We start from the raw sequence: 14228 nt of genomic DNA, 5'->3' as shown, positions 1-14228 counted from the left end.
CGCTGTCGACAGTCGACGATCCTGGGCCGAATTCCTCGTCCTTCGACAGGCTCAGGATGAGGAATTCTACTCAGCCGCCGTGCCATTAGCCCTCATCCTGAGCCTGTCGAAGGACGAGGGCGGCGCCTCGACGCTCTCAGACCATCCAGGTCATGACCAGGCGCTCGATCCCCATGACCTGCATCGGCTGCAAGGTCGCCGCCGCGCCGTTCAGCGTGATCCGCCGGGTCTCGGTCGGCGGCAGGATGATCCGCAAGGCGTCTGCCGGCGGCGAAGTCGCCCCCCTCCAGCCGGCCGTGATCGCCAGGGTTTCGGCGCTGGCCTGGACCTCAACGGTCCAGCCCTGCGGCGCGGCCGGATCGCGCGGCGCGGCGTCGCTTTCGTCGAAGCCGCTCCAGCTCATTCGTCCCGCCTTGTCCGGCGGATAGAGCAGGACGCCGGGGAGGGGGGCGGAGTCGGCGAACCCGGCGGGCGCCAGGTCGACGAACAGGCCGGAGCCTTCGCGCGCCAGCATCGGCGGCAGCCCGCTGAGCGGCGCGGCGAGGTCGTATTCCGCGCCCCCGACGTAGACCCGGTCGTCGCGCACGTCGCGCCAGGTGGTCCCCGCCGGCAGATAGGCGCGCACCGTCGCCACGCCCGGGTCGAGCGCCGGAACGACCAGAAGGTCCGGTCCCAGCAGATAGGCGTCGCCGTCCTCCCAGGCCCGGGGATCGTCGGGGAAGTCCAGCCACAGAGGCCGCGTGACGGGCTCGTAGTCGACGTGGTGGCGCCACAGCAGGTCGTGCAGCAGCGGCTGCAAGGTCCGGCGCAGTTGCATCATGCCGACGATGGCGGGCGTGGCCTCGGGATACATCCAGGGCTCGTTGACCGTGTGGTCGGTGTTCCAGCTGTGGATCGAGAAGCGCGGCATCAGGACGCCCGCCTGCACCCAGCGCAGCAGAAGCTCGGGCTCGGGGGCGGGACCGGCGAAACCGCCGATGTCGTGGCCGGTGTTGGAGACGCCCGACAGCGCCAGGCCCAGGCCCATCTTCTGATTGAAGCGCAGCGTCTTCCAGGCGGTGTAGTTGTCGCCCGACCAGGTCTGGGCGTAGCGCTGCATGCCGGCCATGCCGCTGCGGGTGACGACATAGGGCCGCTCGCCGGGCCGATACGCGATCTGCGCCGCGCGGCTGGCCCGCATCATCAGCAGGGTCTGGACCGGACGCTCGCCCGCCGCCGGACGCGCATCGCCAAAGCCGGCGATGCGGGCCCGGGTGTCCCAGATCTCGTATTCGTTGTTGTCGTTCCAGGTCGATCTTATGCCGTAGGCCAGAAGTTGTTCGGTGACCTGCCGGCGCCACCAGGCTGCGGCCTCGGGGTGGGTGAAGTCGACATAGCTCCCGACCTCGTCCCAGAACTGGCAGACCACCGGATCGCCGTCGGCGTCGCTGACGAACCAGCCCTTTTCGGCCAGTTCGCCATAGAGCGGATGGCTGACCAGCAGCGCCGGCTTGATGTTCGGAACCAGCTCGACACCGGCGTCGGCATAGCCGCGCACGAAGCCCTCGACGTCGGGGAACTTGTCCCGGTTCCAATGGAAGACGTAACGCTTGTCGCCGATGGAGGTGTAGCCGGACGACAGGTGGAAGGACTGGCACGGGATGTCGTGGCGGCTGACGCCCGCGATGAACTCGCCCATCCGCGCCTGGGCGTTCGGCGCGTCGGTGTAGGTCATGGTCGAGCCTGAATAGCCCACCGCCCAGCGGGGCATCAGCGCCGGCCGGCCGGTCAGCCAGGTGTAGCGGCGAGTGACCGCCCGGGCGTCGGGTCCGGCGATCATGTAGTAGTCGAGGTCGCCGCTTTCGGCCCGCATGTAGCGGTAGTGCGGGTGGTAGTTGTCGTGCTCGTGGCCGAAATCGAAGACCGGGTCGGCGGTGGTGTCGTAGAACACGCCGTGCGCCGCGCCCTCGGCGTCGACGACCAGCACGTACGGGATCGCCTTGTAGAGCGGATCGTCGGCGGAGGCGTCGTAGCCCATCGGGTCCAGATTGGTCAGGCGGAACCGACGTCCCGCCCGGTCCATGGCGCCGGCACGCTCGCCCAGGCCGTAATAGCGCTCGCCCGGCTGTCGCTTGACGTAGTGATAGACGCCGTCGTCCCACCAGCCGAAATTGTAGGCCTGGGTCGGCCGGTCCTCGGCGATGACGCGCCAGCCGTCGGAGGCGGCCTGCGACCAGCGGCAGAAGAAACCCGCCAGGGTGATCTCGAGGCGCAGGCGCGAGGTGGTCAGCACCAGCACGCCCTCCGCCTCATCGAGGGTGAAGACGGGGGCCGCGAAGCCGGAAACATCCATCCGATCGCGGCCCGGCTCGGCGATATCCGTCTGTCCGGGTGCGACGGCCCAGCTGGGCGGCGATGTCGAGACGCCGCCGGCCAGCAGCAGGACCCGGATGATGTCGTCCTCCAGGACGAAGACATGGGCGACCGCGCCGGTGTCGGCGCGCAGGGTCACCCGGGGGCCGGTCCGCTCGGCCAGGGTGAAGAGGGGAGGCTGGGCCAGGGTGGCTTTTCGCATCGTCAGGCCTCTTTCACGATCAGATGACGACGCATGGCGAACAGCCACGCGGCGCCCAGCAGGTCGAACACGCCGAGGCAGGCGAACAGCGGCGCGAAGCCGATCTTGTCGGCCAGCTGGCCGATCGCCAGCGAGAACAGCAGCCCGCCGGTCCAGCCGGCCATGCCCACCAGGCCGTTGGCCTTGGCGATGTCGCCCTTGGCGAACACGTCCGCCGACAGGGTGTTGATCAGCACCGAGATCACCTGGTGAGCGAAGCCGCCGATGGACAGAAGGGCGATCGCCGCCATCGGATGGCCGACCAGCCCAACAAAGCCCGGCGCGATCATCAGCACCGCGCCAAGCGCGACGCCGGCGATGCGGGAGGACTCCAGGCTCAAGCCGCGCCACTTCTGCAGGAACGGCGCGAGATAGCCGCCAAGCACGCCGCCCGCATCGGCGGCCAGGAAGGGCATCCAGGCGAACAGGGCGATGTGGGCCAGATCCATGCCCCGCTCCTTGGCCAGGTACAGGGGGATCCAGAACGAGAAGGTCTGCCAGGCCGGCTCGGCCAGGAAGCGCGGCACGGCGATGGCCCAGAACCGGGGGGTGGCGATGATCGCCTTCAGCGTGGTGGCGCTGGCCGGCACCGGGCGTTGGCCCGCCTGAATCTCCGCCAGTTCGGCGGGCGAGACGTAAGCCGCCTTGGCCGGCGAGCGGTAGAGGCGGAGCCAGGCGCCGGCGAAGACCACGCCGAACAGGCCCGTGACGAAGAACGCCGCCTGCCAGCCCCAGGTCTTGGCGACCACGACGACCAGGACGGGGGCGATCACCGCGCCGAGCGAAGTCCCCGCATTGAACCAGCCGACGGCGACGGATCGCTCGCGATCGGGGAACCACTCGCCGATCGACTTCATGCCGGCCGGGATGGCGGCGGCCTCGGCCATGCCCAGCAGGCCGCGGAACGCCGCCAGGGACAGCCAGCCGCGGGCCGCGCCATGGGCCATGTTGGCCAGGCTCCAGGCCAAGGCGAACAGCGCGAACCCCGCCGTCAGCCCGATCCTGTCGATCAGCAGGCCGGCGATCGGCTGCATGATCGTATAGGCCAACTGGAAGGCGCCGACGATATAGCTGTACTGCTCGGTGGTGATCGCCAGATCGTGCTTCAACTGCGGCGCCAGCACGCCGAGCGAGTTCCGCGCGATGTAGTTGATGATCGTGCCGACGATCACCAGCAAGAGAATGCGCAGTCGCGCCGAGCGCCAAGTCATTCTTTTTCTCCCCCTAACATCTTCTTTTAGCGAAGAGCTCTCATTGGCTTGGAACTCGACGACCGCGCCGCCTCGCTCCAGGGCGACCCCATGTCACTTACGGGCGGATTAGTGGGCCGCAAAAGGCCTATTCGCCCTCTTGGTCGGTCCCGACTTCAGCGTGGCGAGGCCAGCGAGCCGACGCCCTCGCGCCTCGGCGTAATGGACCGTCAGAGGCCAAGTTCGGCGGTCGAGTTATGGCGTTCCATCCATGACCAATTGAGATTGGCCTGTCAATTCTAAGAAATTGTCCTGGCCAATCTGGGCGGGCCAAACGGCAAGTTGTTGTCGTTTTCGCTGAGTGAACAAAAACTTTCGTTGGATCAGATGCTTTGATGGCGTCGCAGCACCGATAGGCGCGCATAACCGCTTAGGCCGGCTTTTCCCGGATCTGCGAAAATGGCCGGCGTTTCGACGCCGGCCATTTTGCGTTAGAGGCTTTCAGCGGTTTTCGTCCGTTCACCCGTCCATGCGGATTGAATTTCGAAGGTCGGGGCGCCAAGTCGGGGCGCTGAAGTTGGCGTGGGCGTGAGGACGACGTGGGATCATCCCCGAAAGACGAGGCCGGACTTGTCCGCCAGGCGCACAGCCTGACGGCGGACCTGACGACGCCCAGCCGCGCCGTCTACTGGCTCGACCTGATCCTGACGGCCGCGGCGGCCTGGGGCGGCCTGGCCCTGGCGGCCACGACCCACGGCCTGGCGATCGGGCTGGTCGCGGGCCTGGTCGGCCTGCTGGCCCTCTATCGCGGCCTCAGCTTCATCCACGAGATCAGCCATCTTCGCCCCAAGGACGTGCCGGGCTTCCGTCTGGGCTGGAACCTGCTGATCGGCGTGCCGCTGATGACCCCGTCGATGATGTACGAGGGCGTGCACAACCTGCATCACGCCAAGGACCGTTTCGGCACCGCCCGTGACCCGGAATACTTGCCGCTGGGCCGCTATTCGCCGCTCAAGCTGGCGCTGTTCGCGGCGATCTCGCTGCTGGCCCCACTGGGCGTGATCCTGCGTTCGGGGATCCTGATCCCGCTGTCGTTCGCGGTCCCGGCCGTGCGCCGGCTGGTCCGCACCAAGCTGTCGGCCCTGGTGATCAATCCCGACTTCGTGCGCGAGGACAACGACAGGACCCGGCCCGACTGGCTGGCCCAGGAGGTCGGTTGCTGGCTGTGGTGCTGGGGCGTCGCGGCCCTGGCCGTCGCCGGCGTCGCGCCCGTGCGCGTGGTCCTGACCTGGTTCGCGCTGTTCTCGCTGGCCACCTTCGTCAACCAGCTGCGCACGCTCGTCGCCCACTATTGGGAGAACGACGGCGAGCGGATGAGTTTCGAGGACCAGTTCCTAGACTCGGTCAACGTGCCGCCGCCGGCCCTGCTGCCGTTCCTGTGGGCGCCGGTCGGCCTGCGCTACCACGCCCTGCACCATCTGCTGCCGCGCCTGCCGTATCACAACCTGGGCAAGGCCCATGCGCGGCTGTCGGCCCAGTTGGCGGCGACCTCGCCCTATCACCGGGTCGAGGAGAAGGGCCTGTTCCTGGCCCTGGCCAAGCTGTTCCGGCGCGCGGGGGTGACGCCCGCCCTGGCGGTCGAGGCCGACGCGGTCGAACGCCAGAGCGCCTGAGCAAGCTGTGATGGGCGGGACCTGGAGCGCGTTCAGGGCGCTCCGGGAGCCGTGGACAGTTGCCGTCCAGCGCGGTGCGCCGCCCTCGTCCTTCGACAAGCTCAGGATGAGGGCTGCTTGTACGGCGGCAGAGTAGAGTTCCTCATCCTGAGCCTGTCGAAGGACGAGGAATTCGGTCCAAGGCCGTCAGCTGTCCATGGGGCCTACGCGCTCAATGCGGTCACCACCGTTTCGCACAGCCGATGCGTCTCCAGCGCGTCCATCGCCGACAGCCGGCGGCCGTCGCGCACCGCGTCCAGGAAATGCTCGCACATCGCCTCGAAGCCGCGCTGGCGGCCGACGGACGTCCAGTTGCCCCGTCGGGTCACCGCCTCGACGGGACCGTGGTCGACGATCTGCTCGAGGTCGCTGATGCTGCGCTTGCGTCCTTGGCCGGAGACTTCCAGCAGCTCTTCGCTGCCGCCGCTGACCCGGTTCATGATGCCGACGGCGTCGTATCCGTCGCCCGACAGCGACAGCACCACATGTTCCAGCCGACCGTCGCGGACCCGGCCGCGGACGGCGGCCTCCCGCGCGCCCGGGGCCAGGAAGCGCAGGGTGTCGACCACGTGGATGTAGTCGTCGAACACCGCCCGGCGCACGTCGTCCAGCGGCCCGGGGCGGTTCTTCTGCATCACCACCAGCGGCAGGTTCAGGGCGGCGGCGTCGCGATAGGCCGGGGCGAAGCGGCGGTTGAAGCCCACCATCAGGGAGACGCCGCGCGTCTCGGCCAGGTCGACCAGCGCCTCGCTGCCGACGAGGTTGTCGGCGATCGGCTTGTCGACCAGGGTCGGCACGCCGGCCTCCAGCAGGCGGCGGAGGATGTCGGGATGGGCGGCCGTGGCGGCGTGGACCAGCGCGCCGTCCAGGCCCTGCGCCAGCGCCCTGTCGAGGTCGGCATGCAACCGCTGGACCCGCCAGGCCGCGCCCAGCTCGGCCAGGGTCGCGGCGTTGCGGGTGACGAACACCAGCTCGACATCGGCGCGAGGCCCCAGCACGGGCAGGTAGGCCTTCCGGGCGATGTCGCCCAGGCCGATCATGGCGATGCGCAGGGTCATGGAGTTTCCCGATGGAGCAGCAGGTGGTCGGCCAGGGCCCCGGCGTCCCAGGATTCCCCGCGCGGCGCGAGGAACAGCGGAACGCGGTCCAGGAACGGGGCCAGGGCGTGGGCCGTCTGGCCAAGGTCGGGGGCCTCGAGGCTTTCGCTGATCACGACCGCCGCGACCTGTACCCTGGCTCCGCGCAGGGCGACCAAAGCGGTCAGGACATGGCTGATCGTGCCCAGGTAGGATCCGGCCACCAGCAGCACCGGCGCGCTCAGGGCGGCGATCATGTCGAGATTGGTCTCGCCGTCGGTCAGGGGCGACATCACCCCGCCGGCCCCCTCGACCACCAGCAGGCCGTCGCGCAGCTCGGCGGTCCGCGCCACCGCGTCGATGACCATGTCGTCCAGGACCAGGGTCTGGCCTTCCAGGCGCGCGGCGATGTTGGGCGACAGCGGGGCGCGGTAGCGGCGCGGAGCGATGCGCAGCACGGCGCCGGGATCGCCCAGGGCGGCGGCCAGCCGGGCCGGGTCGCTGCCGGCCGCGTCCCTGGGGTCGAAGCCGCTGACCACGGGTTTGAAGGCGTCGACGGTCGCGCCCAAGGCCTTCAGGGCGCGGATCAGCGCGCAACTGACATAGGTCTTGCCGATGTCGGTGCCCGTGCCGGTCACGAACAGGGCGGGCACTAGGGGCGCCCCTTCACATAGGGCTTCACCAACTGCGCCAAGCGGGCGATCTCGGCGTCGGGGTGCTCGGCGCTGAAGGCGATGCGCAGGCGGGCCGCGCCCGCGGCGACCGTGGGCGGGCGGATGGCCACGACCAGGAACCCCTCGGCCTCCAGAGCGCGCGAGGCGTCCAGGGCGTCCTGGGCCTCGCCGATAATCACCGGCACGATCGGGCTCGCGGCCGGCGGCAGACCCACGGCTTTCGTGAAGGCCCGGGCCTTGGCCAGGGGCAGGGCGGTCAGGGCCGGCTGGGCCTCGATGATGTCCAGCGCGGCCAGGGCGGCGGCGGCGGCGGCCGGGGGGAGGCCGGTGGTGTAGACCAGGGTGCGGGCTCGGGTCTTGAGCAGGTCGACCACGGCCTGCGAGCCGCAGAGATAGCCGCCGTATGAGCCCAGCGCCTTGGACAGGGTGCCCATCTGGAACGGGATCTGGGCTTCGGGAAACAGGGCGGCCGAGCCGTGGCCGTCGGCCAGCACGCCCACGCCATGGGCGTCGTCCGACAGCAGCCAGGCGTCGTTGGCCTCGCAGACCGCCGACAGCCAGTCCAGCGGCGCGAGGTCGCCGTCCATCGAGAACACCCCGTCGGTGGCGACGATGGCGTGGCGGGCGCCGGCCCGGTGCTCGGCCAGCAGGGCGGCCAGGTGGTCGGTGTCGTTGTGGGCGAACGGGAGGATCCGCGCCCCCGACAGCTGGGCCCCGGCCCAGATGCAGGCGTGGGCCAGCTCGTCGACCAGCACGATGTCGCCCTTGCCGGCGAAGGTGGGGATGACGCCGGTATTGGCCAGGTAGCCCGAGCCGAACACCACGCAGGCCTCGGTCCCCTTCAGCCGCGCCAGGCGGGCCTCCAGTTCCGACAGCAGGGGCGTGTCGCCGGTGATCAGTCGCGAGGCGCCGGAGCCCGCGCCGTAGGTCTCGATCGCGGCCTGGGCGGCGGCCTTGACCGCCGGATGCTGCGACAGGCCCAGATAGTCGTTGCAGGAAAAGGACAGCAGCCTGCGGCCGTCGCGTTCGACGAAGGCGCCGGCCGTGCGCTGGGTGGGCTTGAGCCGGCGCATCAGGCTGGCGGCCTCCAGGCGCTGGATCTTGTCGGCGGCGTAGGTGTCCAGACTGTGCATCGCGGTTCCCGTTTGCCCCCCGGTGCGGGAGGGCATAGGCAGTGCGCCCCAAGCACGCAATGGCCAGGCATGAAGGATCGCCCCGATGACCGCCCATTATCTGGAAAGAGCGGGTCCCGATTGGCTTGTGGCCGGCGCCCGCCACGTCTGGCGGCCCTATTGCCAGATGAAGACCGCCCGCCCGCCGCTGCCGGTGGTCGCCACGCGGGGCTCACGGCTGATTCTGGACGACGGGCGCGAGCTGGTTGACGGCCTGGCCTCGTGGTGGACCGCCTGCCACGGCTACAACCACCCCCATATCGCAGGGGCGATCCGCGACCAGCTGGAGCGCATGCCGCACGTGATGTTCGGCGGTCTAGCTCATGAACCCGCCTATCGCCTGGCCCGGCGCCTGGCCAACCTGCTGCCGGGCGACCTGAACCACGCCTTCTTCGCCGAGTCCGGCTCGGTGTCGGTCGAGATCGCCATGAAGATGGCGCTGCAGTTCCACATCAACCAGGGCCGGGAAGGGCGGACGCGGTTCCTGTCGTTCCGGGGCGGCTATCACGGCGACACCCTGGCGACGATGACGGTCTGCGACCCGGAGGAGGGCATGCACAGCCTGTTCTCCGGCGTGATGCCGTCGCAGGTCATCGCCGACCTGCCCGTGGACGCGGCGTCGGAGGCGGCGCTGGACGCGGTGCTGGCCCAGCGGGGCGGGGAGATCGCCGCCATCCTGACGGAGCCGCTGGTCCAAGGCGCGGGCGGCATGCTGTTCCATTCGCCTCAGGTGCTGCGAACCCTGCGCCGGCTGGCCGACAAGCATGGCGTGCTGCTGATCTTCGACGAGATCTTCACCGGTTTCGGGCGGACGGGCGCGCTGTTCGCCATGCAGGCGGCGGGCGTCGAGCCGGACATCGTCACCCTGTCCAAGGCCCTGACCGGCGGGACCCTGCCGCTGTCGGTCGCCGTGGCTTCGACCCGGGTGTTCGAGGCCTTCTGGTCGGACGACGCGGGGGCGGCCCTGATGCATGGCCCGACCTATATGGGCAACGCCCTGGCCTGCGCCGCGGCCAACGCTTCGCTGGACCTGTTCGAGGCCGGCGCCTGGCGGGCCGACGTGGCGCGGGTCTCGGCGGCGTTGGCCGCAGGGTTGGAGCCGGTCCGGACCGCGCCGGGCGTGGTCGACGTCCGGGTGCTGGGCGCGATCGGGGTGGTGGAGTTCGACGCGCCGGTGGCCGTCGGCGCCCTGTGCGACGCCTTCGCGGCCGAGGGGGCGTGGATCCGGCCGATGGGCCGGACGGTCTACCTGACCCCCGCCTTCACGACCCCGGACGCCGACTTGGCGATCCTGACGGCCGCGATCCGCGAGGTCGTGAGCGCCGGCGGGGTTGAAGGAAACGGCGGGGTCTGATCCAAGCGAGGCCATGTCCTCCAGCACGCCCCTCACGGCGATCGAGCGCCTGGCCATCGCGGCCATCATCCTGACCTGGGGCCTGAACAACGCCGCGGCCAAGGTGGCGACCGCCGAGCTGCCGCCGATGATGGTCGGGGCCCTGCGCTTCGCCCTGGCCCTGGCCTTCCTGGCGCCGTTCCTGAAGCCGCCATTCCCGTGGTCCAGGCGACTGGCGGCCATCTGCCTGCTGTCGGGACCGATCCACTTCGGGATCATCTACATCGCCTTCGGCCTGGCCAAGTCGCTGAGCCCGCTGGTGGTGGCCACCCAGCTGTGGATCCCGTTCACCGCCCTGTTCGCCTGGAAGATGCTGGGCGAGACCATGAAGCCGCTGGCCGTGGCCGGCCTGGTCGTGGCCTTCGTCGGCGTGGCGTGGATGAGCCTGGACCCGCACGGGGCGGCCGACCTGCCGGCCATCGCGCTGGGCGTGGTGGCCAGCGCCTGCTGGGCCGTGGCCACGGTGCTCGTCCGCCAGACGCCGGGCGCCAAGCCGCTGCAGGTCCAGGCCCTGACCGCCGTCGTCGCCGCGCCGGTGCTGCTGGCCATGTCGTTCGGCTTCGAGGACAACGTCGTCGAGCGGGTGAGGACGGCCGCGCCGATCGCCTGGGCCTGCGTGGCCTTCGCCGGCGTGGTCTCGACCATCGGGGCCAGCGCATTGCTGTTCTGGCTGGTCCAGCGGCGCGAGGCGGGGCGGGTGACGCCCTATTTCCTGCTGACGCCCCTGGTGTCGTGCACGATCGGCGTGCTGTTCATGGGCGACGCCCTGTCGCCGCAGCTGGTGATCGGCGCGGCCGCAACCATGGGCGGCGTGGCCCTGGTGGCCCTGACGGCCAAGAAGGTCGTGCCGGTCGAGGGCGAGGCGACTTAGGCGCGGTGCGTCCTTCGAGGCTCGGCTACGCCTCGCACCTCAGGATGAGGAAATCAGCACAAAGCTCCTCATCCTGAGGCACCCGCGCAGCGGGCCTCGAAGGACGCAAGGCGTTCGCTACTTCACCACCCCGCACGCCACCCGCGCCCCGGCCCCGCCGATCGGCTGGGTCTTGTAGTCGTCGGGGCTGGCGTGGACGACGATGGACGAGCCGTCGGCGTCGAGCAGGGCGGGGCGGCCGCCCGCGCCGTTCAGCGACACCAGGGGCGAGAACAGCTCGACGGTCGCCGAGCCGTCGGCGGCCACGAACAGGTTGGGCAGGTCGCCGTTGTCGTTGCCGTCCGGGTTCAGCAGGCCGTGGACCACGGCGGTGGTGGTGTGGACGTGGGCGCCGGCCGACTTGAAGTCCGGCGTCCCGCAGTCGCCCTTCTCGTGGAAGTGCAGGCCGTGCCAGCCCGGCGTCAGGCCCTTGGCTTCGATGCGCAGCAGCACGCCGTGCGGCGCGTCGGTCAGGGTCGCGGTCCCCAGGGCCTTGCCGTCGGCGCCTTTCAGCTCGGCGGTGGCGGCGTGGGCGATCGAGACGGGGGCGGCGATCAGGCCAAAGGACAGGGCGAGGGCGGTCAAACGCATCTGAAACTCCCGGAAAACCAAGGGCTGGGGCCGCGAAGGTGGCGTCTTGGCGAGGGGAATGCTAACTGTTTTTGACGGTTCCGTGTTCGATTCTGACGGCGAAAAATTCCCTTGAGCGACGATCAAAACACCATCCCCGGGTCCCCGGCCTCGCCGGGCGCCCGCGGGGACGTCACCCCCATCAATATCGAGGACGAGCTGCGCCGCTCGTATCTCGACTATGCGATGAGCGTGATCGTCAGCCGCGCGCTGCCGGACGCCCGCGACGGTCTCAAGCCCGTGCACCGGCGGGTGCTGTTCTCGATGCACGAGCAGGGCCAGACGCCCGAGCGGCCCTACGTCAAGTCGGCCCGCGTGGTCGGCGACGTGATGGGTAAGTACCACCCGCACGGCGACGCCTCGATCTACTTCACCCTGGTGCGGATGACCCAGTCGTTCTCGATGGGGCTGGTGCTGATCGACGGCCAGGGCAACTTCGGCTCGGTCGACGGCGACATGCCCGCGGCCATGCGCTACACCGAGTGCCGCATGGCCCCGCCGGCCATGTCGCTGCTGGCCGACCTGGACAAGGACACGGTCGACTTCCAGGACAATTACGACGGCAAGGAGCAGGAACCCGTCGTCCTGCCGTCGCGGATTCCCAACCTGCTGGTCAACGGCGCTGGCGGCATCGCCGTCGGCATGGCCACCAACATCCCGCCGCACAATCTGGGCGAGGTGATCGACGCCTGCCTGCTGGTGATCGACCAGCCCGACGTCACCACCGACCAGCTGCTGGACCTGGTGCCGGGGCCGGACTTCCCGACCGGCGGCGAGATCATCGGCCGGGCCGGTCCGCGCCAGGCGCTGCTGACCGGACGCGGCTCGGTGGTCATGCGCGGCCTGGCCACGGTGGAAGAGATCCGCACCGGCCGCGAGGCCATCGTCATCACGGCCATCCCCTATCAGGTGAACAAGGCCAACCTGGTCGAGTACATCGCCGAAATGGTCCGCGACAAGCGGATCGAGGGCATCTCCGACATCCGCGACGAGTCCAACCGCGACGGCATGCGCATCGTGGTCGAACTGAAGCGCGACGCCTCCGGCGAGGTGATCCTCAACCAGCTCTACCGCTTCACGGCGCTGCAAAGCTCGTTCGGCGTCAACATGCTGGCCCTGAACCGCGGCCGCCCCGAGCAGATGGGCCTGCGCCAGCTGATCGAGCTGTTCGTCGCCTTCCGCGAGGAAGTGGTGGTGCGGCGGACCAAGTTCGAGCTGGGCAAGGCGCGCGACCGCGGCCACGTCCTGGTCGGCCTGACCATCGCCGTGGCCAATATCGACGAGTTCATCCATATCATCCGCTCGTCCAAGGACCCGACCGAGGCCCGCGAGCGGCTGGTGGCCAAGTCGTGGCCGGCCGGCGACATGCTGCCGCTGGTCGAGCTGATCGCCGACCCGCGCACCGTGCAGGAAGAGGGCGGGCTGATCCGCCTGACCGACGAGCAAGCCCGCGCCATCCTGGCCCTGACCCTGTCGCGCCTGACCGGCCTGGGCCGCGACGAGATCGGCAACGAGGCCGCCACCCTGGCCGAGGCCATCAAGGGCTATCTCGACCTGCTGTCGGACCGCGCCAACATCATGGCCGTGGTCCGCGAGGAACTGGTCGAGGTGCGCGACAAGTTCGCCATTCCCCGCCGCTGCCAGATCGTCGACGGCGACGCCGACATGGAAGACGAAGACCTGATCGTCCGCGAGGAGATGGTCATCACCGTCACCCTGGGCGGCTACGTCAAGCGCACGCCGCTGGCCGCCTATCGCACCCAGCACCGGGGCGGCAAGGGCAAGGCCGGCATGGCCACCAAGAACGAGGACGCCGTCACCCGCGTGTTCTCGGCCTCGACCCACGCCCCGTTGCTGTTCTTCACCTCGGGCGGCAAGGTCTACAAGATGAAGGTCTGGCGCCTGCCGCTGGGCGTCGCCAACAGCCGCGGCAAGGCGTTCGTCAACCTGCTGCCGATCGAGCCGGGCGAGACCATCACCTCGATCCTGGCCCTGCCGGAGGACGAGGCCACCTGGAACAGCCTGGACGTGATGTTCGCCACCCGCTCGGGCAGCGTGCGCCGCAACAAGCTGTCGGACTTCGTGGACGTGCGCCGCAACGGCAAGATCGCCATGAAGCTTGACGAAGGCGACGGCATCGTCGGCGTCGCCGTCTGCGACAGCAGCAAGGACATCCTGCTCAACACCGCCTCGGGCCGCTGCATCCGCTTCTCGGCCGACGAGGTGCGGGTGTTCGCCAGCCGCGACTCCACCGGCGTGCGCGGCGTGCGCCTGGCGGAAGGCGACAGCGTCATCTCGATGAGCGTGCTGCGCAATGTCGACGCCACCCCGGCCGAGCGCGCCGCCTACCTCAAGCACCAGCGGGCCCTGGCCCGGGCCCTGGGCGAGGAAGGCGACGAAGCTCCGGCCGCGCCGGAAGAGGGCGAGGAAGAGGGCGGCGAGGCCAGCTTGACGCCCGAGCGCATCGCCGAGCTGGGCGCGGCCGAGGAGATCCTGCTGACCGTGTCGTCGGAGGGCTTTGGCAAGCGCACCAGCGCCTATGACTACCGCCGCACCGGCCGTGGCGGCCAGGGCCTGACCGCCCAGGACCTCAGCAAGCGTGGCGGCAAGCTGGTGGGCTCGTTCCCGATCGAGGAGGGCGACCAGATCCTGCTGGTCACCGACGCCGGCCAGATGATCCGGGTGCCGGTCTCGCAAATTCGTGTTGCGGCGCGGAATACTCAAGGCGTAACCATCTTCCGCACCGCCGCCGACGAACATGTCGTCAGCGTCGAGCGCCTCGCCGAAACCGGCGGGGACGACACTTCGAGCGACGACACCACGGGCGACGAAAACGGGGCGGACGAGACCTCGTAAGCGTTCCCGTCAAGGGGCCAGC

Annotated in this window: 10 protein-coding genes; 4 read left to right on the top strand and 6 right to left on the bottom strand. The window is 69.7% G+C overall.

What is annotated here, in order from left to right:
• Nucleotides 1–136: 136 nt before the first annotated feature.
• The gene (locus tag ASD47_RS03135; protein WP_056751431.1) at nucleotides 137–2554 is read right to left on the bottom strand and encodes a TIM-barrel domain-containing protein; all 2418 of its coding nucleotides are present in this window, start codon (nucleotides 2552–2554) and stop codon (nucleotides 137–139) included.
• A gap of 2 nt (nucleotides 2555–2556) precedes the next feature.
• On the bottom strand, nucleotides 2557–3804 hold the full coding sequence (locus tag ASD47_RS03130; RefSeq protein ID WP_056751427.1) for an MFS transporter: 1248 nt from the start codon (nucleotides 3802–3804) through the stop codon (nucleotides 2557–2559).
• 578 nt (nucleotides 3805–4382) lie between these two features.
• Between ASD47_RS03130 and ASD47_RS03125 the strand changes: the two genes are divergently transcribed.
• Nucleotides 4383–5456, top strand: a complete 1074-nt coding sequence (locus ASD47_RS03125) for a fatty acid desaturase (RefSeq protein ID WP_056751424.1) — start codon at nucleotides 4383–4385, stop codon at nucleotides 5454–5456.
• Between the two features lie 203 nt (nucleotides 5457–5659).
• Here ASD47_RS03125 and ASD47_RS03120 read toward each other — a convergent pair whose 3' ends face one another.
• Genes ASD47_RS03120 through bioF form a run of 3 tightly spaced genes read right to left on the bottom strand, consistent with a single transcriptional unit; the run spans nucleotide 5660 to nucleotide 8378 of the window.
• On the bottom strand, nucleotides 5660–6553 hold the full coding sequence (locus tag ASD47_RS03120; protein WP_200945220.1) for a Gfo/Idh/MocA family protein: 894 nt from the start codon (nucleotides 6551–6553) through the stop codon (nucleotides 5660–5662).
• Nucleotides 6550–7224, bottom strand: a complete 675-nt coding sequence (gene bioD, locus ASD47_RS03115; RefSeq protein WP_056751422.1) for a dethiobiotin synthase — start codon at nucleotides 7222–7224, stop codon at nucleotides 6550–6552. Before bioD ends, ASD47_RS03120 begins: the two co-directional genes overlap by 4 nt.
• Nucleotides 7224–8378 carry an 8-amino-7-oxononanoate synthase gene (gene bioF / locus ASD47_RS03110; RefSeq protein ID WP_056751419.1) on the bottom strand — a complete coding sequence of 385 codons (1155 nt, stop codon included), beginning with the start codon at nucleotides 8376–8378 and terminating at the stop codon, nucleotides 7224–7226. The genes bioD and bioF overlap by 1 nt, the downstream gene beginning before the upstream one ends.
• Nucleotides 8379–8463: 85 nt before the next feature.
• On the opposite strand from bioF, the gene ASD47_RS03105 reads away from it, so the two are divergent.
• Together ASD47_RS03105 and ASD47_RS03100 are read left to right on the top strand one after the other, a co-directional pair.
• On the top strand, nucleotides 8464–9771 hold the full coding sequence (locus tag ASD47_RS03105; protein ID WP_056751416.1) for an adenosylmethionine--8-amino-7-oxononanoate transaminase: 1308 nt from the start codon (nucleotides 8464–8466) through the stop codon (nucleotides 9769–9771).
• Complete coding sequence (locus tag ASD47_RS03100) at nucleotides 9749–10681, top strand: DMT family transporter (RefSeq protein WP_156402081.1); 933 nt, start codon at nucleotides 9749–9751, stop codon at nucleotides 10679–10681. The genes ASD47_RS03105 and ASD47_RS03100 overlap by 23 nt, the downstream gene beginning before the upstream one ends.
• A 117-nt stretch (nucleotides 10682–10798) precedes the next feature.
• Here ASD47_RS03100 and ASD47_RS03095 read toward each other — a convergent pair whose 3' ends face one another.
• A complete protein-coding gene (locus ASD47_RS03095; RefSeq protein WP_056751411.1) occupies nucleotides 10799–11311 on the bottom strand; it encodes a superoxide dismutase family protein in 513 nt (170 codons plus the stop codon).
• Between the two features lie 111 nt (nucleotides 11312–11422).
• On the opposite strand from ASD47_RS03095, the gene gyrA reads away from it, so the two are divergent.
• Nucleotides 11423–14206: a DNA gyrase subunit A gene (gyrA, locus tag ASD47_RS03090; RefSeq protein WP_056751408.1), complete on the top strand. Its 2784-nt coding sequence runs from the start codon at nucleotides 11423–11425 to the stop codon at nucleotides 14204–14206.
• Nucleotides 14207–14228: the final 22 nt, after the last annotated feature.

Origin of the sequence: Caulobacter sp. Root1472, from assembly GCF_001426985.1 — a bacterium.
GTDB lineage: Bacteria > Pseudomonadota > Alphaproteobacteria > Caulobacterales > Caulobacteraceae > Caulobacter > Caulobacter rhizosphaerae.
The sequence above is the reverse complement of the archived record's forward strand: the minus strand, read 5'-3'. Positions and strand labels throughout refer to the sequence as shown.